The sequence below is a fragment of the Streptomyces akebiae genome (assembly GCF_019599145.1).
GTDB lineage: Bacteria > Actinomycetota > Actinomycetes > Streptomycetales > Streptomycetaceae > Streptomyces > Streptomyces akebiae.
The window spans coordinates 7,029,954-7,056,498 of the sequence record NZ_CP080647.1 but is presented as its reverse complement, the minus strand read 5'-3'; the positions used below and the strand labels follow the sequence as shown (position 1 = coordinate 7,056,498).

Annotated in this window: 26 protein-coding genes; 2 read left to right on the top strand and 24 right to left on the bottom strand. The window is 66.5% G+C overall.

What is annotated here, in order from left to right; all coding sequences use genetic code 11:
* Positions 1-22: 22 nt before the first annotated feature.
* The 7 genes from K1J60_RS30465 to K1J60_RS30435 all read right to left on the bottom strand — a co-directional run bounded on the left by K1J60_RS30465 (position 23) and on the right by K1J60_RS30435 (position 4,993).
* Positions 23-1,114, bottom strand: coding sequence for an AAA family ATPase (locus tag K1J60_RS30465; protein ID WP_220649004.1), 1,092 nt, complete (start codon positions 1,112-1,114; stop codon positions 23-25).
* Positions 1,115-1,137: 23 nt separating this feature from the next.
* Positions 1,138-1,482, bottom strand: coding sequence for a hypothetical protein (locus tag K1J60_RS30460; protein ID WP_220649003.1), 345 nt, complete (start codon positions 1,480-1,482; stop codon positions 1,138-1,140).
* Between the two features lie 217 nt (positions 1,483-1,699).
* Positions 1,700-2,287 carry a hypothetical protein gene (locus tag K1J60_RS30455; protein ID WP_220649002.1) on the bottom strand — a complete coding sequence of 196 codons (588 nt, stop codon included), beginning with the start codon at positions 2,285-2,287 and terminating at the stop codon, positions 1,700-1,702.
* 180 nt (positions 2,288-2,467) lie between these two features.
* Positions 2,468-2,722 carry a hypothetical protein gene (locus K1J60_RS30450; RefSeq protein WP_220649001.1) on the bottom strand — a complete coding sequence of 85 codons (255 nt, stop codon included), beginning with the start codon at positions 2,720-2,722 and terminating at the stop codon, positions 2,468-2,470.
* Positions 2,723-2,753: 31 nt separating this feature from the next.
* Positions 2,754-3,602 carry a peptidoglycan-binding protein gene (locus tag K1J60_RS30445; RefSeq protein WP_220649000.1) on the bottom strand — a complete coding sequence of 283 codons (849 nt, stop codon included), beginning with the start codon at positions 3,600-3,602 and terminating at the stop codon, positions 2,754-2,756.
* 40 nt (positions 3,603-3,642) lie between these two features.
* Positions 3,643-3,966: a hypothetical protein gene (locus K1J60_RS30440; protein ID WP_220648999.1), complete on the bottom strand. Its 324-nt coding sequence runs from the start codon at positions 3,964-3,966 to the stop codon at positions 3,643-3,645.
* A gap of 109 nt (positions 3,967-4,075) precedes the next feature.
* The gene (locus tag K1J60_RS30435; protein ID WP_220648998.1) at positions 4,076-4,993 is read right to left on the bottom strand and encodes a hypothetical protein; all 918 of its coding nucleotides are present in this window, start codon (positions 4,991-4,993) and stop codon (positions 4,076-4,078) included.
* A gap of 273 nt (positions 4,994-5,266) precedes the next feature.
* Here K1J60_RS30435 and K1J60_RS30430 point away from each other — a divergent pair, with 273 nt between their 5' ends.
* Complete coding sequence (locus tag K1J60_RS30430) at positions 5,267-6,061, top strand: DUF4145 domain-containing protein (RefSeq protein ID WP_220648997.1); 795 nt, start codon at positions 5,267-5,269, stop codon at positions 6,059-6,061.
* A gap of 45 nt (positions 6,062-6,106) precedes the next feature.
* On the opposite strand, the gene K1J60_RS30425 is transcribed toward K1J60_RS30430, so the two are convergent.
* The 16 genes from K1J60_RS30425 to K1J60_RS30350 form a co-directional block, all read right to left on the bottom strand.
* The gene (locus tag K1J60_RS30425) at positions 6,107-9,256 is read right to left on the bottom strand and encodes a hypothetical protein (protein ID WP_220648996.1); all 3,150 of its coding nucleotides are present in this window, start codon (positions 9,254-9,256) and stop codon (positions 6,107-6,109) included.
* The gene (locus K1J60_RS30420; RefSeq protein ID WP_220648995.1) at positions 9,253-10,356 is read right to left on the bottom strand and encodes a hypothetical protein; all 1,104 of its coding nucleotides are present in this window, start codon (positions 10,354-10,356) and stop codon (positions 9,253-9,255) included. Before K1J60_RS30420 ends, K1J60_RS30425 begins: the two co-directional genes overlap by 4 nt.
* Positions 10,357-10,410: 54 nt before the next feature.
* Complete coding sequence (locus K1J60_RS30415) at positions 10,411-11,340, bottom strand: hypothetical protein (protein ID WP_220648994.1); 930 nt, start codon at positions 11,338-11,340, stop codon at positions 10,411-10,413.
* Between the two features lie 15 nt (positions 11,341-11,355).
* Positions 11,356-12,255, bottom strand: coding sequence for a phage distal tail protein (locus K1J60_RS30410; protein ID WP_220648993.1), 900 nt, complete (start codon positions 12,253-12,255; stop codon positions 11,356-11,358).
* Positions 12,255-17,078: a phage tail tape measure protein gene (locus tag K1J60_RS30405; protein WP_220648992.1), complete on the bottom strand. Its 4,824-nt coding sequence runs from the start codon at positions 17,076-17,078 to the stop codon at positions 12,255-12,257. The genes K1J60_RS30410 and K1J60_RS30405 overlap by 1 nt, the downstream gene beginning before the upstream one ends.
* A 1-nt stretch (position 17,079) precedes the next feature.
* A complete protein-coding gene (locus K1J60_RS30400) occupies positions 17,080-17,385 on the bottom strand; it encodes a hypothetical protein (protein ID WP_043684329.1) in 306 nt (101 codons plus the stop codon).
* Positions 17,386-17,411: 26 nt separating this feature from the next.
* A complete protein-coding gene (locus K1J60_RS30395; protein WP_220648991.1) occupies positions 17,412-17,993 on the bottom strand; it encodes a hypothetical protein in 582 nt (193 codons plus the stop codon).
* Positions 17,994-18,010: 17 nt separating this feature from the next.
* Positions 18,011-18,496: a phage tail tube protein gene (locus K1J60_RS30390; RefSeq protein ID WP_220648990.1), complete on the bottom strand. Its 486-nt coding sequence runs from the start codon at positions 18,494-18,496 to the stop codon at positions 18,011-18,013.
* A gap of 131 nt (positions 18,497-18,627) precedes the next feature.
* On the bottom strand, positions 18,628-19,062 hold the full coding sequence (locus K1J60_RS30385) for a hypothetical protein (protein ID WP_220648989.1): 435 nt from the start codon (positions 19,060-19,062) through the stop codon (positions 18,628-18,630).
* 58 nt (positions 19,063-19,120) lie between these two features.
* Complete coding sequence (locus K1J60_RS30380; RefSeq protein WP_220648988.1) at positions 19,121-19,558, bottom strand: HK97 gp10 family phage protein; 438 nt, start codon at positions 19,556-19,558, stop codon at positions 19,121-19,123.
* Positions 19,559-19,562: 4 nt separating this feature from the next.
* On the bottom strand, positions 19,563-19,907 hold the full coding sequence (locus tag K1J60_RS30375; RefSeq protein WP_220648987.1) for a hypothetical protein: 345 nt from the start codon (positions 19,905-19,907) through the stop codon (positions 19,563-19,565).
* Positions 19,908-20,041: 134 nt separating this feature from the next.
* Positions 20,042-20,464, bottom strand: a complete 423-nt coding sequence (locus K1J60_RS30370) for a DUF6093 family protein (RefSeq protein WP_220648986.1) — start codon at positions 20,462-20,464, stop codon at positions 20,042-20,044.
* Positions 20,461-20,904, bottom strand: coding sequence for a DUF6093 family protein (locus K1J60_RS30365; protein ID WP_220648985.1), 444 nt, complete (start codon positions 20,902-20,904; stop codon positions 20,461-20,463). The genes K1J60_RS30370 and K1J60_RS30365 overlap by 4 nt, the downstream gene beginning before the upstream one ends.
* Before the next feature lie 54 nt (positions 20,905-20,958).
* A complete protein-coding gene (locus K1J60_RS30360; protein ID WP_220648984.1) occupies positions 20,959-22,068 on the bottom strand; it encodes a glycosyltransferase family 4 protein in 1,110 nt (369 codons plus the stop codon).
* Positions 22,065-23,453, bottom strand: coding sequence for a hypothetical protein (locus tag K1J60_RS30355; protein ID WP_220648983.1), 1,389 nt, complete (start codon positions 23,451-23,453; stop codon positions 22,065-22,067). Before K1J60_RS30355 ends, K1J60_RS30360 begins: the two co-directional genes overlap by 4 nt.
* A 52-nt stretch (positions 23,454-23,505) precedes the next feature.
* Positions 23,506-24,756, bottom strand: a complete 1,251-nt coding sequence (locus K1J60_RS30350; protein WP_220648982.1) for a nucleotide sugar dehydrogenase — start codon at positions 24,754-24,756, stop codon at positions 23,506-23,508.
* A 66-nt stretch (positions 24,757-24,822) separates the two neighbouring features.
* Between K1J60_RS30350 and K1J60_RS30345 the strand changes: the two genes are divergently transcribed.
* The gene (locus tag K1J60_RS30345) at positions 24,823-25,596 is read left to right on the top strand and encodes a glycosyltransferase family 2 protein (protein ID WP_220648981.1); all 774 of its coding nucleotides are present in this window, start codon (positions 24,823-24,825) and stop codon (positions 25,594-25,596) included.
* On the opposite strand, the gene K1J60_RS30340 is transcribed toward K1J60_RS30345, so the two are convergent.
* Positions 25,593-26,513 (bottom strand): TauD/TfdA family dioxygenase, encoded by a 921-nt coding sequence (locus K1J60_RS30340; protein ID WP_259407986.1) that lies wholly within the window; start codon positions 26,511-26,513, stop codon positions 25,593-25,595. The genes K1J60_RS30345 and K1J60_RS30340 overlap by 4 nt on opposite strands.
* Between the last annotated feature and the right edge of the window lie 32 nt (positions 26,514-26,545).

Genomic DNA, 26,545 nt, shown 5'->3' with positions numbered 1-26,545 from the left:
TCCAAGAGGTCAGCGTGGGCGGTCACTGCTCGGCGTCCGCGTCCTGCTCGTCGGCCTTGCGCTGGGCGGCGGCACGGAGCTTGTCGGCGTCGGACAGTGGGCCCTCCCCCATCTCCCGCCGGGGGCTGTCGAGTTCGGCGGCGCGCTGCTCGGCGGCGGCCCGGATGGTGAGGATTTCGTCGTGGCTCAGGCGGTTCACCGGATCTGGGACGGCCCGCCACAGCGCCTCAAGGAGCTTCTTGTCCGTCAGGCCGGCGATGCGGGCGAGCCAGGGCTGTACGAGATCGCCGACGAGCGCGGGCATGATGCGCGGCTGGGACTCGACGGAGCAGCCCAGCTTGTTGAAGACCAGGTCCTCGATGCTGAAGTCCCGCAGCGGCAGAGGCTTGTTCTTCTCGACACGCATCCGCAGTGATCGGACCTTGATGACCTGCGGGTCGGCGTTGCGCTTCATGCGCACCCAGCACGACGAGTCGAAGCCAAGGTCTTTCTGGGCCGAGACCTTCCACTCGCTCTTGTTCTGGATCGGCTGGCCATTGTCGTCCGTGGCGCTGACCTGCTTGCCGCGGGCCAGCACGATGGCGATGCCGGGCAGTGTGCGCAGCAGGTAGATGATCCTGTTCCACCGCTCCGTGGCGTCGTTCCAGAGGTTCCGGCCGATGTCGAACGCGGCGTCCGGGTCCTCCTGGAGCAGCGCACGGTTCTTGCGTGTCCGGCGACCGCGTTCGTAGGTCCAGTTGGTGAGCATCCGCCACAGCGCGGATCCCGAGTCGATAGTCAGGACGACCGGGGGCTCTCCGGCCGCCGCCGCGCGCCTGGCCTCGGCGTGCACGGCCTCAACCTGTTCGAGAATGTCGCGGTAGGTGCCGTCGTGCTCGATGATCAGATAGTTGGCGCCCTCGATGGCCGCGTACTCGTCGGCCGATCCCTCGTCGAGATCGATCCAGTACATCTGGCCGATGCGGTCGCTGCTGGAGAATTGTGCGGCCGAGTAGGTCTTGCCCGCGCCCTCCTCGCCCTCAATGAGGAGGAGGGGCCAGGGGACGATCCCCGTCGGCTTGCGTGTTTTCAGTTGGACTGCGGGCGGCTTTGCGGTGCCCGCCGGTGCGTTCACGATCTGGCTCCAAGAGGTCGTGGTCAGTCCGTGCGCAGGGCCCGGACTTCGAAGAGGGCTGACCACTCCGGGTGTTCGGCCAGCAGGAGCCGTACGTACCGGGAGCGGTAGTCGTTGTTCAGCGCGAACTCGTCGCCTCGGGTCGCCGCGCCGTACTGGTAGCGCAGGAGCTCGAAGAGCATCCCGATGCCGATGCGGCCGAACCCCTTCTCCGCGCAGTCGGCGGTCATCCGGATCAGCGCCCTGAGAACCCAGGGGTTGAGCGCGTGGAACGCCTCGAATCGCTGCTGGATGGTCAGGCTGCCGACATCGGCGGGGTGGCGAACGGGCTGGATGGTGCCGAACAACGGCGGCTGTTCGATCAGCAAGGCTCCCCCTCCAGAGATAGACCTAAAACACAGGAGTGTTGGAATCTATCTTCGGACGGAGGGATTGTCGATCGACAACACCGCCGACCACCCTCCGGCGGCCCCCTGGATCGCGGCACGATCCCCCCTTCGACGAATGAAGCGCACCCCCTTGGATGCGCTTCCATTCTATATGCATTCAGGGGTTAGATCAAGGCGCGAAGCCTCTGACCTGGGACTATTCGGCGGTCTTGTTCGCCGCCTTACCTCGCGGCACGATCCTGGATCCGGGCCCGTCGTAGCTGCCGTCACGCAAGGCCGCCAAGACTTCCTCATCGGCCACCCAGTCCACTCCACGCGCACCCGCCTGTAGCGCGGGTGCATCTGCAACGACCGGCTCCAGGAGCCAGATCGGTGATCCGGACAGGTTGTAGTCGGCGGGCCGGAACCGGCCCGTACTCATGGCCTTCCGCAGGAGCGCGCCGGACGGAAGCCGGAACAGGGTCACCAACTCGGCCTGACCTACCAGCGGGGGGAGTTGCTCAACCTCCCCCACCCAGTAGCCCGGGTCCTGCTCCTTGGTCAGCCGCTCAAGCTCCGTCTGATTGAGGTGCTTCGGGCGCGGGGTCGTCTCTCCGAAGCCCTTCACGAACTGGAGGAGCCAGTACGGCGATCCGCTGATGATCTTGGCATAGCGGTAGTCGAGGGTGTGGTCCCTGCTGATCCACTGGCTGACCTGGAGCCGCTTCACGTCGTACAGCGCGGCGAACTCAGCTCCGCCGGCCAGGTACGGCTTCCTTCCCGCCTGCGCCTTGCCCTCTGCCACTCCATCGCCTCCAGCTCACGTCATGTCTGCATATAGATTGTAACCAACGTGGAAGCAGAGTCCGACCTCGCCGAAGAGGCGATAGGGTGGAGTCTCCAAGAGGTCGAAGACCCCCGTCGTGAGACGGGGGTCTTCTTCCATGCTGGGCTCTCTGGCCGCTCGATGTCACCTCATCGTGGGTCAGGTACGCGGCAGCGTGAGCGACGTGTTCTCGTACTTCGGCGGACGGGCGTAGCCGAGCAGCCAGCCGAACCGCGGCGACAGGTGCTCCTCGGCGAGCCGGAAGACGCCGTAGTAGGAGAAGGTGGCGACCGGGGTAAGGACTCCCGTGACGGCCGTGGCGTCGAGATCGAGTCCGTGGCGGAGGGCCACCGCGACGAGCCAGCCGACCGCGGCCGGAACTCCCGTGCGCAGCAGCGAAGCGTAGAGGTTCATGGGGATGTGCTCCTTGTGCTGGGCAGAGGGATCAGGCGAAGAGTCGGCGCCAGGTCTCAGGGCCGGGGTAGCCGTCGGCGTCGGAGCCGGTCCACTTCTGGGCGTGCTGGAAGTCGACGACGTTGAGGCGGTCCGCCTCGCCCCAGTCGCGGGACGGGCCGACGCGGTAGTGCTTGCCGTAGCCCTTGCGCACGAGCTGCTGGCCCAACAGGAGAATCGAAGTGTTCGACTTGCCGGGTCCGAAGGCGCTTCGGCCGGGGAACGCCGGCGGGCCCGGCTTGGGCGTCGTCGACGTGCTGGTCGGCCACTTCGGCATCGGGCCCGGGTCGGTGTGCGTGTTCTCGGGCGTCTGGCCGTGGCCGTAGTGCCCGCCCTCCGTCTCCCAGGTGTGCTCGCTTCGGTTCGCCTTCCAGGTCGGGGCGCCCATCGGCCAGACATCCGGCACCCCCCAACTCCGAGCCCAGGCCAGGATCTTGTCGAGTCCCTTGGCCGGGGTGTCCCGGACGGTCGCGTACGACTTCTCGTTCACGCGGCAGTACGGGAAGAACAGCGTCTCGACTTGGAGACACACCTTCCCGGTGCGGTTGGTCCGGGTGCCGCCGGTGGTGTCGACGACCGACTTGGACCGGCTGTTCGCCGGATAGAACTGGGCGGTCCTGCCGGTGAAGGGATCCCAGAGCAGATGCGGCGCGACGCCCTTGCCGCCGCCGGTGAAGTACTGCACGAGCTTGTCGAACGCCACGAGATCGGCGGGTGTGGCCACCGTGGCGTTCTTGTCCCACGTGATGTGCCAGATGACGCGTGGGTCGTACTGCGTGTCGGTGGGTGCGGTGTCGCTGAGCGGGTGCCGCTCAGCTCCAGGCAGCCAGAGATCAGGCATGGCGCGTTCCTTGTTCTCCCCCGCGCCTGCTGTTCTGAGCCTACAGTCCGAGCTTGCCGGTCACGATCGCGACGATCACTCCCACCACGACCGGGGCCACGAGGGCGGTAAGAGCCAACCGCCGTACGCCGCGGGCCTCTTGGCGCTCCGTCTCGCGCTCGCGCTGCATCTGGGCGACGTCGTCCTCGACGGCTTTGATCCGTACCTCGTCAGTCCGCCGGTCGGCGTCGTACTGGATCTTCGTCACCATCTCGGCGAGCCGCGCGCTGAAGGCGGCGAAGTCGGCACGCAGGTCGTCGCGCATCTGCTGCATGGCCCGCAGCAGTTCCCACGGCGTGGGGTCCTGTCCCGGCGGCGCGGTCACGGTGCTTCCCTTCGGCAGCCCCGCGCCGCTGAAGATCAGTCTATGAGACTCGAGGCAGTCCTGAACTGCCGTGCTTACCTGCTTGATGGTCTGGCATGGCGCTGCGCAGCTACCTCTCCAACTCGACGTCGAAGAACTTGAGCACCGACGTGACGAGCATCAGCCCGTAGACGGCATTGATCCGCGAGTACTGCGTGCGCGACACACCATGGGCGCTCGGGTGCCTGCCGAACACGCGCGGGATCGGGTCGCCGTTCTTGGGCCAATACTCAGCGTGCGCATACCAGACCGGAGCGAACGTCAGAGCAACACGGATCTGGTAGTCGTTCAAATCGAACCTGACCCCGCCCTTCTTGTTGGACGTGAGCTTCACCCTGTCGGGCTTCTTGAAGTGAGCGTGCATCAGGCTGTCGAGCAGGTTGGCAGCAAGCGCCTGGGCCGGGTTGCTGTGTCCGTCCCGCAATGCGTCGACGCAGTCGAAGGCGAAGTTCCGCGAGTCCTGGAGACTGGGATGGTCAACGCTGTCGATCACAGCTTCGCAGTCGTTGATGATGCCCTTCCACCGTCGCCCGATGACGCGGCGACGCTCACCGGCGTCGGCCGCGTCCAAGAGAGCAGACACCATCTTCGGCCCCGGCACCCACATCAGAGGTATGCCTTCTTCAAGTAGGAGCTGCTCGAACTCCTCGACCGACGGCGTGGCGTCGTGAAGGTTCGGCGGGTAGATGCGCTCCTTCAGCGAGCCGAGCGTCTCGAAGAAGTCGCGCCAGTACTCCCTAAAGTGCTCATTCAGCGGCTCCAAGGTCTCCAGAAGCCTCGCGTTCAAGCCCGCCGCTTCGGCCACTTGCCTGCCGATCGCCTCGCCAATTCGGCTCGTCGAGATGACCGCCTCGGCCAACGGCCTCAACGTCTCGGCGATCGTGGTGCGGTAGTAGTCCGTCAGCGGCTGGAACGCGCGAGCCAAGCCGAAGGGATCGACCGGCCCCGGCTCGGAACCCTCCTCGGGCTCCTCAACCTCGTTGCTCATGGCCGAATCGTTCCACGAGGCTCGTCATATGAGCGACGGATTACTTCCGTTCGTCCACCTTGCACTGCGGCGCCGCCATGATGGGCAGGACCTACAGCAACGGCCGGAGCGGGCTTGCTACGCGACCGCCAGTCATCTCACCTGAGCCTCTCTTGTGTTTCGTCCGCTCGAGTGACGGTGATGGTCACTGTCTCCGTGACCTGCGCGGCTCCTCTCCGAGCTAACCTGGAGGTCTCCCTGCGTACTGACCGACGGACTGGCAGACTGCGGCGCATGGCAAACCAGCTCATCAAGGACCTCAGGGCAATCGCTGAGGGCCTGGACGGGGACGGGCCGCAGTGGCCTCACATTCCTTGCCCATCGTGCAGGCGAGGCGGATTGGCACTTGTAAGCAATTCCATGACCCAGGAAGAGACCGCAGGTAGCAAAAGGGCCCAATCTCATCCGGATTGGGATCCCGACTGGGTGCACGGCCACTTCAGTTGCCTCTTGAAATGCCAAAAGACCAGTTGTGATTTTGTCAGACTGGTTGGCGACACTGGCCTCTTTTTGAAGAGCAGTGAGGACGGGTATATCGAGTTCTTCACTCCAAGATTCTTCATACCCCACCTTCCGCTAATCGAAAGCTACGATCTCTGCCCTCGAACAGTTCAAGAACTGATCGACGCGGCAGCAAAAATCACCTGGGTCGATCCCAGTTCAGCCGCCAATCGCCTTCGATCCGCCGTCGAGGCATTGATGGATGATCAAGGAATTCCAAGGAAGAGAGTCCGCGACGGAAGGCCCTATGACGTAAGCCTCCACAATAGGATCGTCGCCCATAAAGCAGCCAAACCCGAGCATGCGGTATCTACTGACCTTCTCCTTGCTGTCAAGTGGATTGGGAATGTCGGAAGTCACGACCATCGCCTTCGGATCTCCGATGTATTGGACGGAGTTGAAATCCTCGACCACACGCTTGACCAGATTTACGACTCCACCAAGGATGAGATTAGGCGCAAAGCCGCAGCTATCGCCGCCCGGAAGGGAATTCCAGCCAGCAGGTTTGGCGGCCCAGTTCCTTTCTGAGTAACAACCTTTATCACGAGAACCATCAAAGTAGAGCCAATCCAGTCAAGTAATGGCCTGGCCGACGTAGTCGTCGGTGGAGCCGCAGTCCTCCACCAGGAGATAGGCGACGTTGCTGCTGCTGGCGGCGAGGGTCCACGTCTGTGCGACTCCGCCTTGAGCTCCGGTCCAGCACAGTGCGGCCGTGACGTCGCTGCCCGTGGTGTTGGTCAAAATGGTCTGGACGGAAACGGCTGCGTTCGCAGTGGAAGCTTGCAGATTGTTGACCCGTATCTGGTCCTTGTAAATCGTCCCGGCCACGGTGTTCTTGCGGATTCGGTACAGCGCGTAGCTGTCGCTGGCCGCGCTGTGCAGCGCCCAGAGGGAGACACGGTAGGCGCGGCCGGCCTTGAACGTGATGCTGCCGGTGGTGATCAGGGCCGTCTCCGTGCTGGAGAAGGTGACGTTCGCGGTCAGAGTCTTCTGAGCGACGAATCCGCGACCCTGGGATTTGCCGTAGACGCTGAGGTCTCGGTCGATCGCGAATCCGCTGGATGTGAGCTTGGCAGTGGACTGGGCCGATGCGGACGGCGCATCTCGGACGTGTAGCTCGATGGACGATCCGGCGGCCGATGTATCAGCGCCGTACCCGTTGATGTAGGCAACTCCGTTGCCGCTCAGATCGTTTGCGTAGAGGTTGAATACTCCTCCCGAATAGCCCGGCACGTGACTTTGCAGGAACACCCCTGTTTCCTGGCTCGAACCAGTCACCTTCGGGGCGCTGAGTGAAACGCTGGGAACTTCGTAGGTGCCGGAGGAATCTGAGGCGTAGGCGATGGCGGTATTGAGTTCGGCCGGTGCTGACTCATCGGCACTGCCGGAATAGAACTCAATCGATCCGGTCTCCGGATTGGTGTTTCCGGGGCTGATGACAACTCGCTGTCCGCTCGCGGCAGTTTGGAGGGTGCTGCCGGTGAGGACGGCTCCGCTGATCGTCTTGCCGTTGATGGCGTCCGCGTCGAGTTTGTCCGCCGTGATTGCCCCGGCCTTGATGTGGGTCGCTTCGATCGCGCCCGCCGAGATCTTCGTTGCCGTCACGGAGTTGGCCGCGATCTTGTCCGCCGTGATGGACAAGGCGTTCAGCTTGTCCGTGGTGATGGACAACGCCGCGATCTTCTCGGCCGTGATGGCCAGGGCCGCGATCTTCTCGGCGGTCACCGCTCCGGCGAGGATCTTGGGCGCGGTGACTGCGCCGTCGGCGATCTGCACGCCCGGCACCACCGGGCGGACGACTGCGTTGTCCCACAGCACGGCTCCGGTGGTCGACTGGTACGTCTCCACCCAGACCGTGGCCGCGGTGGTGTTCGCCGGCGCCGTGACCGTGGCGGCAAGGCGCTGCCACGAGCCGCGAGCTGGGACGTCCACCTGGGCGACACCGAAGCCGACGGTCGCGCCTGTGCCGTCCAACCACCGGGCGTAGAACTTGAGCGCGCCTCCCGCCCAGTCGGCGGACGCGTTGGCATCGATGGCGAGGTAGAGCTGCTCTCCGCTCAGGATCGGCATCGACGTGACGTTCAGGGACCGTGTCGTGGCGGCCGTCGCCGTGGCGTCGACGCGGAGCGCCTTCGCGGAGCCGTTGCCGCCGGATACGACGGACCATACGGTCGTGGCGATCGCCGCGGTGTAGGCGCCCTCGAACGAGGGGTCGCTGAGCACGTTCGTACCGCCCGCGACGACCAGCTTGTCCGTGGAGATCGAGGCGGCCGCGATCTCAGTCGCCGTGACCGAATTCGCGGCGATCTCACGGCCCGTGATCGCGTCGGCCGCCACCTTCCCGGCGATCACCGAGTCAGCCGCGAGCGCGGCGGCGGTCACCGAACCGCTCACGAGGTTGGTCGCGTCGACGATCCCGGTCTTCAGCGCCTCGATGGCAACGGCGTCGACCTGCATGACGGCCGGGGAGCCGGAGACACCCATCGAGGCGTAGTTCAGCCACAAGTAGGGGGTGATGTATCGGACGGCGTCGTGCACGGTGCCGGGTGAGCGCGGGTCGTTGTTGGGACCGGCGGAGCCGGCGGCCGCGCGGTCCTTGAGGTAGCCGACGACCGTGACCCAGCCGTCCGTGGTCGGCAGCGATCGATACGACGCCGCGATGTAGTAGTGGCTGTTCGGGGTGTTCGCTCCGGCGCGGTTGACCAGGGTGGTCTGATCGGCGCCCACACCGAGCACGCCGACGTAGAACGCGTCCGGGCCGGTGGCGAGTTGGGCTGTGGCCCGGATCCGGGCGCTGATCCGGTACAGGACACCGGGCTCGTACGGGACGAGGGTCGTGCCACGAAGCCGGATGAAGCCGCGCGCCTCACCGACGTTCCGGCCGGTGGGAGCGTCCGGTACGCCGGTGAGGTGCGCCCACGTGGCGCCACTGCCCTGATCGGTGGTCTGCCAGGCGGCGGCCTCGCCCATCGTGTCGACGAGGCGCTGGCTGGTGGCGTCCGCGAGTGCGCCGCCGAGCGAGCTGAGGGTGATCGCGCCGCTCGCGACCTTGCCCAGCGTCACGGAGTGGGCGGCGAGCTTCTCGGCGAGCACCGCGCCGTCCGCGAGCGCGGTGGAGTTGACGGCCCCGAGGGCGAGCGCCGCGTCGGTGACCGCGCCGCGGGCAAGCTTGGTTTCGTCGATGATCGCGTTGACGAGGTCGTCGGGGACGGCCTTGCGGGCCTGGCCCTGCACAGCGGTCGAGGGTTCTCCGGCCGTGCCGGAGGTGTTGACCGCGATCAGGCGCACCCAGAGCGGGGTGTAGGTGTCGGTGGCGAGGGTGATGCTTCCGCCGGCGGCCGTGTGGAAGGCGGCCACGGGGCTGGTGGTATCCGGTTCGGCGTCGGCGGTTGTCGACAGGTGGACCTGGACCTCGGCCAGATCGAGCGGAGCGGTCTCGGCGTCCGTCCACGTTCCGGGCCAGGTCACGTTGAGCCCGGACAGCGCGGACTCGACCAGGGGCGGCGTGGGGGCGGGAGGCGGCGGCCCGTTGTGGGCGACGAAGCCGACGGTGCCGTCGTCCTGGAGGCCCATGCTGCCGCGCAGAGTGCCGTCCTGGTCATAGACCTCGATCGCGCCGTCCTCGACGGATGAGTACGCCATGCGGGCGGTGCGGGTCGTGCGGGCCAGCTGCCGTTCCAGGACGGCGACGCGGGCGGCCAGGCGGGCGATGTCGCTGCTCACGCGGTGCCTCCCCCGTAGGTGAAGCGGTCTGCGCGCTGGAGCTGGATGACTGCCTGCTCGGGGGTGTCGCCGGAGGCGGGCTGGATCTGCCAGCCAACGATGCGGGACCAGGCGTCGAAGTCGGTCCACTGGTCGTGGACCCGGGCCCGTACGTCGTCGCCGATCTGCCAGGAACCGAAGCGGGCCGCGGGGTGGTTGCGGATGGTGATCTCGGTGACTTCGCCGATGACCTGGCGGGAGATGCGTTCCGTGCGGGCGCGCGCGGCCAGCCTGTCGTTCGCCTTCTCCTCCGGTACTTCGAGCAGGTGCTCCAGGCGCAGTCGACCGTCCCGTACGGCGTCGACGGCGCGGCGCCGGTTGCGGCCTTCGCCGGCGCCGAGCGCGATGACGACCTGGGCGAGGTTGTCGGCGTCGTACTCGACAGGGACCGCCTTGACGACGTTCACGCCGGACTCGAAGTGGATGTCCGTGCGGCGGCGGCCGAGGCGGGGCCAGCCGATTCGGACGCGGCCCTGCGGCGTGCCGTTCTGCCAGGTGGCTTCTTCGGTCCACTCGGGGCCGCCTTCGACGGCGACCATGTCCGAGATGACGTCACCGAGCGAGGGTGTGTCCCACCAGTCGATCCGGTAGGGATCCTCCGGAGTCCCGACGGTGACCATCGAGGTGGTGTCGTCGACCCGGATACCGAGCTGGCCGTCCGGCGTCTCCTGGCAGTACGCCCACACGTCGCGGACGACCTTGCACGGGTCCGCGTAGGTGTAGGGGCCGCGTGCGTTGAGCTGACCGTGGAGGTCGTAGCGCCGGTAGGGGTAGGAACCCCAGCCGGATGCCTCGATGTTGAGCTGCTGGCCCTGGGGGTCGGCTCGCCAGATGAGGCCGCCCCACAGCAGCCGACCGTCACGTTCGGCGTAGATCTTGGTGTTGCCGGGGTCGAGTTGGGAGCGGACGAGGTGGGCCAGGCGGGGTTCGACCGCGCCGGTGAGGCTGCCCGTGGCGGACAGTGCGGGCCCGAACTCGACGCCGGTCAGGGGCAGGTCCCAGGCGAGGACCTTGTTGGTGAGTGCGTCGGTGGTGAGGTAGCGGTACGACGGCGACGCCATCAGGCGCGTTCCTGCTTCTCCCCCGCGCCGTGGTGTGGTGGTGCCGGTGTCGTGTCAGACGACGCCTTCGGTGAACTCCACGTCGGCGATCAGGGAAGTCGCGGCGTCGACGCCGAGGTTGCCCCACTCGGATTTGGAGGGCTGGGTGCGCACGAAGAGGTCCTGGGTGGTGCCGCGCAAGGCCGCAGAGAGGGTGATGGTGTCGGCGAGGACGACGGTGTTGCGGCGGATGTTGGCGCCCTGGTCGTCGTCGATGGCGGTGGTCTGCCCTGTGTCGGTGCCCAAGGAGGTCTGCATGTTGGCGAACACGTCGGATTCCGAAAGGCGCAGGCCCGCGAGAGTGACCAGAAGCTTTGCGCTCGTCGCCCAGCTCGGGATCGGGACCTTCCAGCGGGCGGCGGCTGGCCAGTTGTACCACTGGCCGTTCTGCGCGGTCAGCCTGTTCAGCGCGCTGGGGTAAGCGGTGTACAACGTCCGCTCACGTCGAGGGTTCGCGATCCGCCGCAGGTCCGTGACCATGGCGCTGGTGATGGTGGCCGTGTTCGCCGGAATGTCGAGGCGTGCCAGCGGGATCGCCGTCATTCCGGACGGGACTGCCTTCGCAGTGGCGGAGACGCCCGACACGACATGGAAGTAGCCGATGTCGTCGGCAGCAGGGTCACGGTTGCCTTCGTACTCCGGATCCTCAACTCGAAGGCACACGAGGTCGGATCGGGCTGAGGAACCGGTGGGAGCGATCGGCACGATGGCGTCGCCCACGTTGTACTGCGTGTAGGAGCCCTGGCCCCAAGCAGCTCCCGTCACGACCGCCGAGCCGTCACCGACTCGGACGCCGGCACCAGGGGTTGTCCACTGCCTGACCTTCAAGTCGTTGCCTTCGGTCACGCCCTGGTTCCCGGACGCGAGATCGCGCACCATCATCCGGAAGGCGCGTGCGGGGTGGGTGCCGCCGTGGGTCAGCATGGGCGGCTGGATCAGTGCCATCTGAGAGTGCTCTCCTTACAGGGCGGTGTAGGCGTCGCGCCACGACACCGCGAGACGGGTGGAGTTGGTGTAGTCCGCGCCGGTCCAGCGGACTTCGCTCGTTCCGGGAGGGATCTGGAACAGGTCAAGGCGGGACGCAGCAGACAGGGCGTAGGCAGCGTTGGCGCCGTTGCGCAGCACCCAGCGCGTACCAGGGCGCGTTTCAATCTGGAGGGTGTCGTTCTCACCGATGGTCAGCGACAGGTCGAGGACGCGACCTGTCTCGGTGATCCAGATGCGAGGGTTCACAACCGGGCCCTTGATCTTCAGGGAGGGCCAGGTGGGAAGGTCCCCGGCGTTGGTGACCCAGCCGGGCCGCTCTGCGGGGTTTGCCACGCCGGTCGTGATGGGCGCGGTCACGGGAGCGGTGAAGCCTTCTTCGTCGTCGTCGCGCGCCAGAGGAATCGTGGTCTGCTGTTCCAGCTCTCCATGCCAGCGCGGGTCGGTGGCCGCGAACTCCAGGGTCACGGGGATCCACCCGTAGACGGCCTGTGCCATGGACACGGCCTCGACTCGGCGGACCCTGCCGTAGAGCTGCTTGGCACTGCCACGCCCAGGCCACAGCAGCCGTAGTGTCTGCAAGGCACCCGCTGTCTTCCGCACGGCCGGGTCGGCGGCGGCCTGGTCGAGTGCGGCGAGCGCGTCGGCAGCGGCCTTTGGGTCACCCGGCGTCCTGATGCCAGCCTCGATCGTCACCGTGCGAGGGCTGTAGTAGTCCACGCCGGGGAATGAGCCGTCCTCTGTGGGCAACTCGACATCCTGGGCCCGGACTTCGGGTGTGCCCAGTCCCGTGATCTCGCTGATCGGGTACGGCGTTCCGGGGCCCATGAGGACACCGGCGAAGTCGACTTGCCACTCCTGGGTGATCGTGGCCATCAGATACGGCCTCCTCTCTGGGCGTTGCGCAGCCGCCGCATGATCTCCGTGCCGACCTGGTCGGCTGCTTTGGCGTCGGCAGCGCCGTTGACGGTCACGGGCATGGATCCGACGAGCGCGGCGGGCCGCTCTTCTCGGACGACGACGACTTGGACCGGGGCAGGCCGGGCGTCGACGAGTCGTACGAGGCCGCTGTCTCCCGCCGCGGTGAGCTGGTAGCCGAACCTGTTCGCCACGTCCGCCAGGACGGCCGTCGCCGATCTCCGCTTGTTGACCCCGAGCGGTAGGTACGCCTCCCCTCCAGTGGAGGGCTCGGCGAAGCGGATGATCCCGTTGTTGGTGGCATACAGACCGGCGCGGATACCGCCGTCCTCGTACGCGAGCTGCTTGTTGGCCTTGTCCAGGTCGGACAGAAAGCGCGTGGCCTTCTTTCCCAGCGCGTCCTTGATACGGGTCCGGCCGAGTGTGGCGATCTCGATGATTCGGTCCTCGTCGAGTTCTGTCTTCTCGGCGACGTTGTGGATGCCGGTCTTGTTGGAGGTGATAGCGGAGATGATCGCCACAAGGTCCGGGAGGTCGTCGTCGGGGATGGCCTTCGAGGCGGCCTTGGCCTGGGTGTTGGCCTTCTTGGCCTTGCTCGGGGATTTGGCGGCTTCGGCGGCGATGTCCTCCGCGTCCTCGTCGCCCTGCTCGGCGAGCATCGTCGCCAGGTCGCCGTAGCCCATGGCCGCGAGCTTGGAAAGGTTCTTCTCGAACGCGGCCTGGTCCTTGATCGCCTGTTTGAGCTGGGCGGTGTAGTCGGACAGCGTGGCCCGCGCGACCACGCCAAGCCTCTCCAGGTCCTTGGTCATCTCCGTGACGTACTTGGAGCTGCCGGTGGCCATCTTGTGGGTGAGTTCCACGCCGTCCTCACCCATGTCCTCCAGGGCGTCGGCGACATCCTGGCCAGCGCGGCGAGCGACGGTGGCGAGGTCCTTGCGCCACCGCTGGGCGCGCTTTACCGCCTTGTCGAGGTTCTTCTCGAAGAGCTTGAGGTCGAAGACCTCGGTCTCCTTGCCGCCCTTCTTCACTGTCCGCATGGAGTCCGAGCGGATCGACGAGATCGAGACCAGCCCTGTCGAGCCGGAGGAACTGTAGGACCAGCCGGTCAGCCCTCCGTCGGCGTACCAGTCAACGCTCTTCCCACCAAGACGCCGGACGACCTCCTCGGTGATCGCCCGTGACCGGGTTCGCTTATTGTGGGCGAGCGGTATGTACGCCTCAGGGCCTGCGGCTTCTTCGGCCCATACCCGCCATGTTCCCTGCCGCGCGATCTGCGCCACGTGGTTCTCGCGGACACCTCCGCCGGCGTAGAACTCGAGAACGGAGCCGTTGGCTTGCTTGCTCGGCGCCTGGATGGAGTCGGGGACACCGTTGGCATCGCGGTCCCAGGAGGTGGCCTGCCGTTTGATCAGGAGCGGGACGACAACGGGCGGCGGCTGGTTCGTGGACACGTTGACGGTGACCGACTTGGTGCCGGGGATGTTCTGGACCGACAACCCGATGGCGTCGAGCTGCACCTTGACTGCGGCCATATCGCCGGACAGCAAGGCTGACGTCAGCGCCGTTGCGGCCTCGGTGCCCTTGGTGGCGGCGACCTGCCGGATAAGGTCCAGCGCCCCGGACCATTCGGCGTTCGCGTCCTTTCCGGCCTTGGAGAACGCGGCCACGACCTTCGAGAGTTCGGGGGCCCCGATCGGTACGTCCGCTCCCCAGATGCTCTTCAGGGAGTCCATAGCTCGCTCGGTGTCGCCTGACAGAAGAGCGTCCTGGAAGGCTGCGGCGGCGTCCTTTCCCTTCCTCTTGGCGACCTCTGCTAGGAGGCCCATGCCACGGTCGAACTCGCTGCGCGCGTCGCCGACGGACTTCTTCACGGCCTTCCGCAGGTCGACCATGGCCATCTGCTCGGTGACCTTCTGGAAGGCGGCCGGGTCGTTACGCTCCGATGCCTTCGCCCAGGCTCGGCCGATCTCCTTGCCGTACCTCTCGGTGACCTGAGCGGTCTTCTGGAGGCCGAGCCGGTACGCCTCTGTGGACCGTTCCGCGTCCTCAGTCACGATGTCGCGCAGCTCGTCGGCGACCTTCGTCTTGCCCTTCTTCAGCTGCCCGACGAGCTCGTTGAGCATCGGCGCGGCGTCCACGCCAAGTTCCGCGAAGTGGTCGGCCAGGTCGTCGTAGCCGAACACCGCAAGTTCGGACAGGTTTCCCTGGAAGTCACGTTGCGCCTGAAGCTGCTTGTGCAGCTCCTTCATGTAGTCGGACAGCTTCACCTTGGCGGTGTCGGCGTCCTTTCCAGCTTTGCGCATCGCCTCAGCCGCGGCGGTCTGTGCGTCCCTGAAGGCTCGCGACGGGTCGACGGCGTCGCCGACGGCCTCGGCCAGTGCCTTCATCTCGTCGGTGATCTCGGGCGCACCGGTGCGGTCGATGTCCGCGAGGGAGAACAGGTCGAAGATCCCGCCGCTGGACTTGGCCTGCTGTTTGATCTTCGCCTCGACGATCGCCTTCTGCTGGGCGATCTCCGCTTCCTTCTTGACCGCCTCGGACCACATCTTGTGGCGCTCTTTGAGGGTCTTCTCCGCCTCGGAGTACTTGGTGATGCTCTCGTAGTCGCCGGGTACCTCACCGGCTCTGGCCTTACCGGCGTACTCGTAAGAGTCCTGCTGAAGGCGGTTCTGGAGGATGGCGAGCTTCGCCCCGCCGGAAGTGATCGCGTCGATGGCCTCCGTCGTGCCGATGCCGACCTTCTCGAGATCCTTCAGTGCGCCGTCGGCGGTGAGCTGGTCGTACAGCTTGTTGATGCTGGCGCCGGTCGTCGCCTGCTCGCGTTCCTGTTGCAAGGCTTGGACGAGCTCGTTGGTGGCGTCCTTCGCCTTCTGCTTGGAGGCGGTGTAAGCGGCGTATCCGGCGATGCCGAGGGTGAGGACGGCGGCGAGGCCGGTGACCGCGAGGCTGCTGCCGGCCAGCACGGCGGGCATCACAGCGCCTCCGGCCTGGGTGGCGGCCAGGGCGGTACGGAACGCGGCGACCTGTACGGTGACCTTCGTGTAGGCAGCTCGGAGCAGGAGCAGTCCCGCAACGGACGCGGCGACCATCGTGAGGACGGACTTCATCGGTCCGGGGAGGTCCTCGATGGTGCCGACGAAGGTGTGGACGGCGGACCCGACGGTCATCAGTACCGGCAGCAGGGCTCGGCCGACGTCGATGGCGAGAGCGCGGGCCTGGTTGGAGGCCAGCTGCCATTGGCCGGTGACAGTGTCGGTCTGGAGGGCGTACGCCTTCTGCGTGGCTTCGGCGCGTGCCACTTCGTTGGCGATGCCCGCGTAGGTGTTGGCGTAGTTCTGTCCCCCGGCGGAGGCCAAGGCAAGGGCGGCCCGGGTGGCGCGGATGTCCTTCCACATGTTCGCAATGCCCTCGGCGGTGTTGCCCGCCGCCCCATTCAGCTTGTTCACGACCACGTACAGGCCATCCTGTTCGACGGCGGAGGCGGCCGACTCGTAGCCCAGGTCCTTGACAGCCTGCTTGAGGTCCTGCGTCGGCTTCATGACGCGGGTAAGGAGCATGTTCAAGGCCGTCACGGCCTCGGCCGCGGGGATCCCGGTGAGGGTGATCGCGGCGAGCGCAGAGCTCATGTCGTCGAACTCGACGCCGGCCGCCGCAGCCATCGGTACGACGTCGCCGAGCTGCTGCGCGAGTTCCTCGAAGGAGATGACGCCGTAGTTGACGGTCTGGAACATCACGTCCATGACGTCGCTGGCGTCGGACGCCGACAATCCGTACGCGTTCAGCACCCCGAGAAGAGCGCGTGCCGAGGTCTCCGATGTGGTCAGGCCCGCTGCCGCACCCTGAGCCGCGACTTCGAGAATCTCCATGGCGTCCGCGCCGTCGAAGCCGGACGAGACGATCTGATACAGGCCGTCGGCCAGCTGGTCGGCGGTCTGCGGCAGGCGGGTGGACAGCTCGACGATCTGATCGGTGAAGGCTCCGACGTTCTCGGACGTGATCTGCTGGGAGATCGTCAGCACGTTGGCCATCGCCCGCTCCAGCGAAATCGCCTGAGCCACACCGACGCCGAGTGCGGCACCGATGAGCAGGCCGTTCTTGGCGGTCCGCGCAGCCTGGGCGTTCCGTGCGGCGGCCAACTGGGCTTCGGCCCGTGCGACTTGCTGTGCCTGCCGCTGCGCGTTGCGCGCTGCCGTGGTCTGGGCCTCGTCCCGCATCCGCACTGCGGACACGGCACGAGCTTCGGCCGATGCAGCGAGACCGGTGGCACGCGTCGCCGTGGTCTGGGCCGCAGCCGCACGCCGTTGGGCTTCGGCGTGCTCCTGGGCGGCGCGGGCGGCGGCCGTCTGCGCCGCGGCGGCGGTACGTGCGGCGGCTGCGGCCCCGGCGCCCGCCGTGGCCTGGGCGCGGGCGTTCATCGTCTGCGCCAGGGCCTGCGCCCGTGCGGCTCGCTCTCCCGTCGCCGCGACCGCAGCCTGTTCCGCTGCCGCACGACGAGCCGCTGTTGCTGCCACCGCCTGTGCACGGACAGCGCGTTCCTGGAGCAAAGTGGTCCGCTGCACAGCCTGAGCCACCTGCGCCTGGGAGCGAACCATCTGCGCCGACGCGGCCACTTGAGCGCGGGCCAGATTGTCACCGGCCACGCGCACCTGGTTCAGCCGGGCAGCCGTTCCATCCAACTGCCCGTCAAAAGCGCGGAGTTGGGCAGCGCCCTGCCGCAGACCGGTGGACAGCCCACCGGTTGACGCGAGCAGGTTGACGTACAGGGTGTAGGCACCAGCCACGTCAGGATGCCTCTCTGGGCCTCAGCCCGATCTTGAGCCCCCGCGCATCTGGTCCATCAGGAATGTGTTCGCGCTCCATCTCGATGACCTCGCAGCCCACACAGCGGTAGGGCTCAGCCACGTACGCGAAGCGGTCGCCGCCCTGGCTCTCGTCCCACTCCGCCGCCCGGGTTCCGCAGGTCTCGCACACGCTGCGCTGGTACGCGAGGTAGGCCATCGCCTTCGCCCGGTCCAAAGCCGTCCACCGGCCGTCCCCCGCACCCGTGAACTGCGAGTGCGGGAGTCCGTAGGCGTGGCACAGCTCCATCTCAGCCCTGAACTGGGCGTCGGCGATCAGCCTTTTCCCAGGTCGGCCCTCATGGTCTGGTTGACCAGCAGCGCGGCCGTGAACAGGGCCTTGGCGTCCGCGTCGCTCCAGCTGTCGAGGAGTTCCTGCGCCTCTGGCTCGCTCATACCGTTCACCGAGGAGGCCGAGACGAGAGCGGCGGGGAAGGTCTCGACGTTGTACTCGTGGCCGAGATCCGCCTGCTCCTCCGTGGGAGCGTGCTCGCGAAGCAGTTGCTCCCAGGCGGGTCGCGGCAGAGCCCGGAAGGTGAGCGTGAGGGTCCCGGCCGCCAGGGCTCGCCGGGCCTCGTCCAGCGCGGCTTGGGCCGCGAGTACTTCCGGCTGGGCGAGCGCCCAGCTCTCACGCTCGTCGGCCGGTACCTCCATCTCGGAGGCCCGAGCAACAGCACTGGTGCGGGCCTTCGCCATGTCGAGCGCCGCGTCGGTCACGCGCTGCTTCAGGTCCTGGTCGTCGAGGAAGGAGACGGCGCGCTCGGGAAGTCGACGGGCCCGCAGCCGGGCCATCTTGGCTGCCCAGTGCGGATCACGAGCGACGGCATCGGCCGGCGGTTCAACGAAGGTCGTAGTCATGCAGCACCCCCCGCCGATCAGACCGCGGCCGGGACGGCTACGTCCTGGACGGGCTTGCCGGTCACGTTGAAGCTGACCTTGAACTTCGCCGGCTCGGAGGCCGTCGTGTACGTACTCGACCTGGAGCCGACGCGCACCGGGAAGATGTCCATGGACTTCGACGCCGGGATGTCGCCCTTGCGGAGGATGACCACGTACCCCTCGACGCCCTTGGCGAGGAGCGTCTCCAGGGCGTTGTCGACCTTGTCCTCATAGAAGGTGAGACTGGAGTTGTCGGCCTTGTCCTCACCGGGGATGTTGCCGGTGAACTCGGTCGCCAAGTCCGGTGTATCGATGGGGGTGTTCTCGACGGCGAAGCCCTCGATGTCGCTGATGGCCGGGGACAGATCGGTCCCGTTGGTGCCGCCGAGCTCCGGACGGATCGGGATCAGTTCCTTCGAGACGATGTCCTTCAGGAAGAAGAACTTCGTGGTGCCGCGACGGGTGAACCGCTGCTGTGACACTGATTCTCGCTCTCCGGGAACCGATGTTCCGGAGCGCGCACACGCCGGGCCGGTCCCCATGAAGGGGGAATCGGCCCGTGCCGGGTGGCCGGGCGTCCGCGAGATGCCTCCGCGGTGAGGTAGCTGGAACGTCAGGACCCGAGACTGGTCACAGTGAGGACGTACCGCTGCACATAACTGTATACGCCGCCGCTGACAGACATCCCTTCCTCCTTGTCCAGCTCGCGGTCGATCACGATGTAGCCGGTGATGGTGATGGTGTTGACGTAGGTCCCGCTCAAGCGCGCGAGGAGCGCGGTGCGGACCTTGTCGGCCATCCACTCGACCTGTTCGGCGGTTGAGGCGACCGAGGTGACCTGGACGAGCACGCGGGCGTCAGCGTCCCCGTCACCGTAGGGCGGGCCGCTCGTAGTCACGCCCAGCGGGTAGAGGACGCTGTAGGGAATCGTGGCGCCGGTGGGCGTACTTGATGCCGTGGGGGCGGTCCCGTACCCGCAGCTTCGGGCGGTTGCTGTGGCCAGTGTCTTCTGGATCGCGAGGGACACTTCTCTGCCGGAGACGGGCACTACTCCTCCTCTACTCCTGCGGGGCTGGTGATCTGTCGCCGGACGGCGTGGCGGTCGCTCACGAGTCGTCGTCGATGGTGTCGCCGAGCGCGGCGATGAACAGCGGCCGGATCTCCTCGACAGCTGGCCCGACGTGCGGGTAAGGGGGCTGGTTGTAGATGCGCCCCAGGCTGTCGGCGCCGACAAAGCCGTACTCCAGGCGTCGGGCCTGGGGCTTGTTCGTGCCGACGACCGCCGTGACGGAGAGCCCGTCCGTGGACACCTCGTGCGTCCAGGAGCGCCGGTAGTCGCCCGTGGGTGCGTTGGGGCCCGGCCTGCCGCTGGCCTTGGCCTTGATCCTGGTCTCCAGCAGCATCGCGTAGTGCTGGACGGTGGCCGTGACCTCGGGCAGAGTGCGCGCCGCTCTGGCGTCGAGCTGCGCAGCGATCTGGAACGCGTTGGAGTAGGCGCCCGCACGAGGGTGGGCGTTGGGGTGCGGATTCAGCGAGGACGCCACTGGCTCACTGCCCGTCTTCCGGTTCCGGCTCGCCCCACTGACCAAGGGCCCACTCCCGCAGCAGGGCGAGCATGGCGCGGGTCAGCTCGTGCGGGCGGCCGTCCATGAGGTCGTGACGGTCGAGCGCGGCCTTCTCCAATTCGGCGGGACTGATCGCGGACAGGAAGGCAGCCGCTGCCGGGCCAGGGTCCGGCGGGTCGCCGATGACGACGTGCGCCAGGCCCTCGAACACACCGGTCGCCGTGGATCTCGGGGAGAGTTCGATGACCATCTGCGGTACGTCGCCCGCGCGGTGGGCCAGTGAATAGGCAGAGAGGTCCCGGGAGACGTCGTGACCGCCGATCTCCACGACGGCGGTATGCCCCTGCCCGGCAACGCGCACCGACAGGGGCTCGCCCTCGGGAGAGATAGGTTTTTCACTCTGATGTGTTGGCACCTATCCGAGGTTACGGGTATCCGCTGGCAGTCCAGCTCGCCCGGCGTCTACGGAGGGGTGATCTCGTCGAGACGGGTCACCCGAACAATCTCGACCGTGGATGCCTCCGATGGGTCGAGAACCTGCCACACCCGATTCGCTGTCGCTGCGTGCTCGCCCGCTGCGGCCACAACTTCCACGCGGTCGTACCGCACGGGAACGGGCGCCGAGATCGGCGTGAGGAGCCGATACCAGCTGACCGTATCGTCGAGCCATTCCCGCCCGAGAACGTGCTGCGCGGTGACCTGTCCATGGCCGGACAGGACAGCTCCCGGCCCCTCGTAGACCGATTCCGCCGGCACGGACCCCAGGAGGCCTGTCGAGAGGTCGAGTTGGGGAGTTCCCGTTGGGCGGGTGATCCGTACCGTGTCCACCAGCAGCGTCGACTCCAGCTTCTCCCGTTCCGCCTCGGTGTCGATCGGCGTGCTCACGAGGTGCTGCCCGATGTGCTGGACTGGGTGTTCTGATCCAGGAACGTCGTGCGGACCACGGCCAGAGTGGAGGTCTGCCCGACATCGAGGACGCGCCACGTACGGCCGATCGCTGCCGGGTCGGCGGCGTTGACGACGCTCACCGTGTCCTCGCGCGAGGCCACCGGGGCGTCCAGGGGCGTGATCAGCTTGTACTTCGACGCGGAGTCGTCGACGTACGCCTGACCTTCCAGGTGCAGCACGATCCCGGGATCTCCATTCGGGAAGACCCCGCCGTGCCCTTCGTAGATGATGACGGGCGGGCCGGGCTCGTACTGGCCTGTGTCCGGGTTGAAGACCGGCTCGCCCGCTCTACTGATACGTACGATGTCGGTGAGGATCTTGCGTTCGATCAGGGCGCTGACGGCCCCGAGGGTCAATCCTTCAGTGGGAGTGCTCATATGTTCGAGCGTAGCCCCGTCAGCTGACAGCCCGAATTCCTCCTGACCCCGGGGTTAAGAGGTGACGCGGAGCGTCAGTTCGCGAAGCTGGCGGCCGGTGGTAGTGATGTCGTATCGGCGCGCGTTATCGAGAGCCGCCTTTTTCAGGGCCTTGCGCCGGTGGAAGTCCCGGCCCATCTCGTCTAGGGCCACGGCCAGCGAGCGCGGGTCGCCAGGAGTATAGGGAACGCCAGCGCCCCCGAGGATTTCCCTCACACCGGGCAGATCGGAGTAGGCAACCGGAAGTCCGTGGGCTTGGGCCTCAATGAGGACGAGCCCGAAAGCCTCCAGACCCCTGGTTGTGAAGACGAAGGCGTCGAATTTCGGCAGGCGGCGCCACAGTTCGGTGCGGGGCAGGAACGGATCGAAATGGACCCGGTCCCGGAGCCCGAGTTCGATAGCCCGCTGTTCCAGATGTTCCCGTAGGGTTCCTTTGCCGATCACGGTCAAGTGGTGCGGCTGATCGGTTAAAGCGAGGGCTTCGATGGCGGTGATCGTGGATTTGTTGTCGTCCAGGCGACCGGCGTGCACCAGAGACAGGGGTCCGGTTCCGGTAGGCGGTTGATCGCGTACCCGGGTATCACTCAGAGGGATGCCCCACGGGATGATGGTGAGTCGGTCGGTGAATCGGCGGCCGGTGAGACGGTCGATGCGGTCGGCGAGGGCGGAGGTCGGGGCGACGATCGCGGCGCTGGCGGCAGCAACTTCATTCATGGCCTCGCGTTCCGATGCGCTGCGCTCGGCCACCATCACCTCGGGGCCGTGGGCGATGGCGATGATCGGGATGTTGCCGGCGGTTCGGGTGAAGGCCAGGCTGAGAGCGAACCCGAGGTACTGGGCGTGAATGGCGTTCGGCTGGATCTTCTCGATGAGCGCACCGACCTCACGCGTCAACTCGTCTACGTAGGGGTCGAAGTCCGGGCCGTGGGGGCGTTTCGTCGTGGAGAGCGTAATCAGCTGATCAAACGTAGCCTCCCAAGCCTGATCAACCGGCGCTCTGCCCAGGAAAGTCGTATGGCTTTCAGGCATCGCGCCGTAGAGGTCGTTGACGAGGATCATGCTCCCGGACGAAGGCTCGGCAGTGCGGTTGATGCCGGTCAGGATGTTCAGGAGCTGGGCGGTCATGCGGAAACTCCATTCATGGATGACCGTTGGGGTGGAACCGGAGATCGGGCTCCCAGGGCAACCCCGAATCGTGAATCATCGGCGGCGTTCTGCATCTCGCGATGACGGGGTGGCGCCCACCATGACGCCAGGTGCGGTGTGAAGACGGCCGTGACCTCATCGGCCGGATGTAAATAGCCCTTACCGTCCAGTTCTGCCGTCCACACTCTGACTGCCGATCGGGCGTAGACGGGATTTATCCCTATCTCTCCCTTTGGGAGGACTCCGTTGAAGGGGGTGGGTATTCCCTCGTTGTTCCAGTAGTCCCATGCCTCAAGAGCCTTGGCTTTCTCGAAGCAGTGGTACAGCTGCTGATAGCGCGGCATGTACCGGATCTCGCGGAATATCATCTGGCCGATCAGTCCGGGCGCGGCTTTGCGGAGCGTGCTGAGATCGGCGCCCTGGAAGGTGACCGATGCCGCATCCTGGGATGGGTGCAGCGCGGTGCGGGCGAACAGGTGGGACAGTCGTCGCCGGACGTACTCGGCGACTCCCGGGCCGAGAGCCGGTTCCATGCCTTCGACGAGCTGGACGAGCCGGTGATGGCGCGGATTGAAACGGGCCAGGTCGAACAACTGGTCCATGCCGTCCACGGCCGCGAAGGCGAGTCGTTTGTAGAGCCAGTTGTTCAGCTCTCCCGCCTGGGCATAGGTCTTGGTCTCCGGAGTAACGGAGTGGAGCATCAGGTATTCGGACAGAACCTCGAAGTACAGGTAGCCGAGGAACGGCACGCGGGCCACGGCGTCGGACAACTGGTCGATGAACTCGGGTGCCGGAGTGGCATGGCCGGCGGCGTTGCGCAAGGCGACGTCGAGGAACACGGCCGCGGCACGCAGCCCGGCCAGCACGGCGCGGTCGAGCTGGTCGTTCTCGGCCGGAGTGAGGAAGCTCTGGTAGCGCAGGTAGGTACGCAGGTGGATGGCACCGAGATGCAGGTAGTCGACGCCCTTGGGCCGGATCGGGGCATCCGGGATTACCTCGAAGACCATGGGCGTGGTGGAAGGCTTCGTCCGCATCAGGTAGGCGCCGAGGTTGTGTGGACGCAGTCCCTCGGTCTGACTGACGAGAGGCGAGCAGTACAGGGCTCCGACCAGGCATCCGGTGGAGACGTGCAACTGCCGGCTGATGCGGATGGCGTCGATGTCCTTGGTGGTGTGCAGCAGGTACATCGGCTTTCCGCTGACGAGCGCGTCAGTCATGGCGTTGTTCTGTATCAGCCAGCCGTTGGGGGTTGAGCATTCCAGGTAGTGGCGCCAGTCGCTCTCGCTTTCGGCCAGCGAGGCAGGAATGCGACGCTGCACGGGCATGGTGTAGTCCGTGTGGGCGTGTTCCCATTCGTCGCGCAAGAGAGCTCCCGAAGGTGGAGGATTGGCCGCGGTCCGGGGTGATTTCGAGAAGCTAAAGAGTCTCGACGTTCGCTCCGGAAAGACGGTTTCGGCAGTCGAGAACATAGGTTGCGCATTTCTCGATCATCGGGAGGTCGAATCGCGGGTGGTCCATGAGAAGAACCACTGCATCAGCGGCCCCTACCTCGTCCGGGCTCGCATCGACCCGGAGCACGTTCAGCTTGGTGTCGTCGCCGTCCGGGATGTTGGGTTCGGCGCCGCGAACCTCGGCGCCGAGGTCGATGAGAAGTTCGGCGACACGTGCCGAAGGGGAATTGCGAAGGTCGGTGGCGTTGTACTTGTAGGTCAGGCCGAGCAGCAGAATCCGAGATCCCCTGATGGGCATGCCGCTCTTGTTGAGTGCTTCCACGAGACGCCGGACGACGTAGTCGGGCATGTGCCGGTTCACGTCGGCGGCGAGTTCCGCAAACCGGAAAGGGACGCCAAGCTCCTGCTGGGCCTTCCACGAGAGGAACATCGGGTCAACGGGCAGGCAGTGCCCGCCGACTCCCGGCCCCGGGGTGAACCGTGTGAATCCGAAGGGCTTGGTTGCGGCGGCGTCGATCGCCTCCCAGATGTTCACGCCGAGGGAGGCGGCCAGCATCGCCATCTCGTTGACCATGGAGATGTTGACGAACCGGAAGGTGTTCTCGATCAGCTTCGCCAGCTCGGCGACCTTCGTCCCGGACACCGGTACCGTGGTCTGAAAGATACCGTCGTAGAAACCCTTGATCACATCGAGTGATTTGGCGTCGATTCCGGACACCAACTTCGGCGTCCCGTCGAACGACCACCGCTTGTTTCCGATCCGCTCGGGACTGAATCCGGCCAGGAAGTCCACCCCGCCCTTGAGACCCGACACCTCTTCCAGGATCGGCAGTAGCAGCTCCTCGGTGGTGCCGGGATAGGTCGTGGACTCCAGGACCACCGTCGCACCGGGGCGAAGGTGCTCGCCCAGCGTCCGGGCGCAGGACTCGATGTAGGTCAGGTCGGGCACGCCGTCCCGCAACGGGGTCGGCACAGTGATCACTGCGATGTCGAAGCCGACCAGCGCGGCAGCGTCGGCGGTCGCGGAGTAGGCCCCGGAGTCCAGCACTGCGCGCAGCCGCGAGGAGTCCACGTCCGCCACGTAGGACTGGCCGGCGGCGAGCTGTTCAACGCGGTGCGGGTCCACGTCGTAGCCGACGACATGGTGACCCACCTCGGCGGCGCGTACGGCCAGGGGAAGCCCTACATAGCCCTGACCAGCGACAACTATCTGCATGACAGCTCCTACTCGATTGCAGTGCTTGAATGGACCGTCGTTCCTGATCTGGCAAGGAGAAGAGCTGTGCCCCTGGTATCTGTCGTGATGCCCGTGTACAACTCGGCGGCCACCCTCGGCGCAGCCGTCCGTTCGGTGCTCACGCAGACCCACAGCGACCTGGAGCTGCTGGTCACCGACGACCAGTCCTCCGATGGCTCCATGGACCTGCTCCGCGAGTTCGCCGAGCAGGACGAGCGCGTCCTGCCGAAGTCGGCACCCGAACGGGGCGGTGCGGGCCGGGCCCGCAACCTCGCGATCGAGCGGGCCCGCGGGGACTACATCGCCTTTCTCGACAGCGACGACATGTGGCTTCCGGAGAAGACCGAGAAACAGCTCGCCTTCGCTGCGGAGGCCACTGCGCCTTTGACGTTCACCTCGTACTTCAAGATGGACGCCGACTACGACGGCGAGAGCACCGACTGGATCCCGAACGGGCGGGTGATCCGTGCGCGGGAGCACGTGGACTACCGCGCGATGCTGGTCCAAGACCACATCGGTGCTCTCACCGCCATGTACGACCGCAATGTCCTGGGCACGAGGCTGATGCCGGAGATGCGCAAGCGCCAGGACTACGCCCTCTGGCTGTCGATCATGCGGGACGGCGCTGACGCCCGGGGCCTGGCTGAGCCGCTTGCGGTGTACAGGGCTCACCAGGCGGGATCGCTGTCCTCCAACAAGCTGTCGCTCGTGCAATACAACTGGGCCCTGTACCGCGAGCACGAGCATCTGTCGGCCCCGCGAGCGACGCGGGCGCTGGCCGGCGCTGTGTGGCAGTCGCTGCGCAACTCCCTCATCTAGGTCCGTGCACGGGCCCGGGGAGCCCGGTGCGCGACTGTTTCCCTCCCGCGCAGGAACAACTGGAGGAGCAGCCGCCGGTCGGCGACCGAGACGGTCTCCTGACCGCTGTGGAGCGCCTCCCGGCCATGCAGGAAGCGACGCTGGTTCACGATGAGGTAGTCCCCGGGCTGGAGCATGAAGGAGACCTGTCCCCGGACGAGCTCCTCGGCGAGCTCCCTGGCGGCGTCGGCGTGCGCCTCGCCGAGCTCGGACCTCTTCAGCATCTTGGCGGTGAACCGGACGAACCCGCCCGGGTCGGAGCCGTCCAGGATCGGGAACGGCTTGTACTCCTCGCCGACGCCGTGCAGGTCGAAGAAGGTCCCGTAGTGGTAGGCCGACTCGGCCAGGAGGGCGCGGCTGTTCTCCGACAGCCGCGCCACCGCCGCGTGGGCGTCGGAGAGGATGCTGGGGCCGCCGCCGAGCGGGTCGGGGCGAACGCACAGGAGCGTGGTGTAGTCCGGGGGCAGGGTCCCGTTCACCAGGTCCATGTGGAACGCGTTGTACCCGATGCCGCTGGACTTGCCGGGGTCCTTGTCGACCTTGACCCCGATGTCCTTCCACAGGGGCCACCGTGGGAAGGGCGAGAAGGGGACGGCCACCTCGGCCGCGAAGCCCGTCACCAGCCGCAGGAACTGGTCGTCGTCGGTCCCCAGCGCCGTGGCGAGGTTCCCCAGGCGCAGCACTGCGTACCCGCCGCCCGCCCCGGTCAGCGCGTGGCGCAGCGTCGCGGCGGTCTCCTCGAACTGCGGGGTGGCCGTCAGCTCGGTCCGATACTCCTCCATGGTGGACTGCGCCAGGAACGAACCGTCCAGTTCCCAGGGCGGGAGAGAACGGTCGATCAGAGCGGCCTCGACTTCGCTCGGGATCTCGATAAACACGCGGAGTTCCTTCTCTCTTGGCGTTCTCGGGG

Coding starts and splice junctions, on each gene's coding strand:
- K1J60_RS30400 (WP_043684329.1), bottom strand. CDS start 17,385: ATGGAGCTGTGCCACGCCTACGGACTCCCGCACTCGCAGTTCACGGGT.
- K1J60_RS30430 (WP_220648997.1), top strand. CDS start 5,267: ATGGCAAACCAGCTCATCAAGGACCTCAGGGCAATCGCTGAGGGCCTG.
- K1J60_RS30450 (WP_220649001.1), bottom strand. CDS start 2,722: ATGAACCTCTACGCTTCGCTGCTGCGCACGGGAGTTCCGGCCGCGGTC.
- K1J60_RS30420 (WP_220648995.1), bottom strand. CDS start 10,356: ATGGCGTCGCCGTCGTACCGCTACCTCACCACCGACGCACTCACCAAC.
- K1J60_RS30435 (WP_220648998.1), bottom strand. CDS start 4,993: ATGAGCAACGAGGTTGAGGAGCCCGAGGAGGGTTCCGAGCCGGGGCCG.
- K1J60_RS30410 (WP_220648993.1), bottom strand. CDS start 12,255: ATGGCCACGATCACCCAGGAGTGGCAAGTCGACTTCGCCGGTGTCCTC.
- K1J60_RS30445 (WP_220649000.1), bottom strand. CDS start 3,602: ATGCCTGATCTCTGGCTGCCTGGAGCTGAGCGGCACCCGCTCAGCGAC.
- K1J60_RS30360 (WP_220648984.1), bottom strand. CDS start 22,068: ATGACCGCCCAGCTCCTGAACATCCTGACCGGCATCAACCGCACTGCC.
- K1J60_RS30350 (WP_220648982.1), bottom strand. CDS start 24,756: ATGCAGATAGTTGTCGCTGGTCAGGGCTATGTAGGGCTTCCCCTGGCC.
- K1J60_RS30395 (WP_220648991.1), bottom strand. CDS start 17,993: ATGACTACGACCTTCGTTGAACCGCCGGCCGATGCCGTCGCTCGTGAT.
- K1J60_RS30365 (WP_220648985.1), bottom strand. CDS start 20,904: ATGAGCACTCCCACTGAAGGATTGACCCTCGGGGCCGTCAGCGCCCTG.
- K1J60_RS30415 (WP_220648994.1), bottom strand. CDS start 11,340: ATGGCACTGATCCAGCCGCCCATGCTGACCCACGGCGGCACCCACCCC.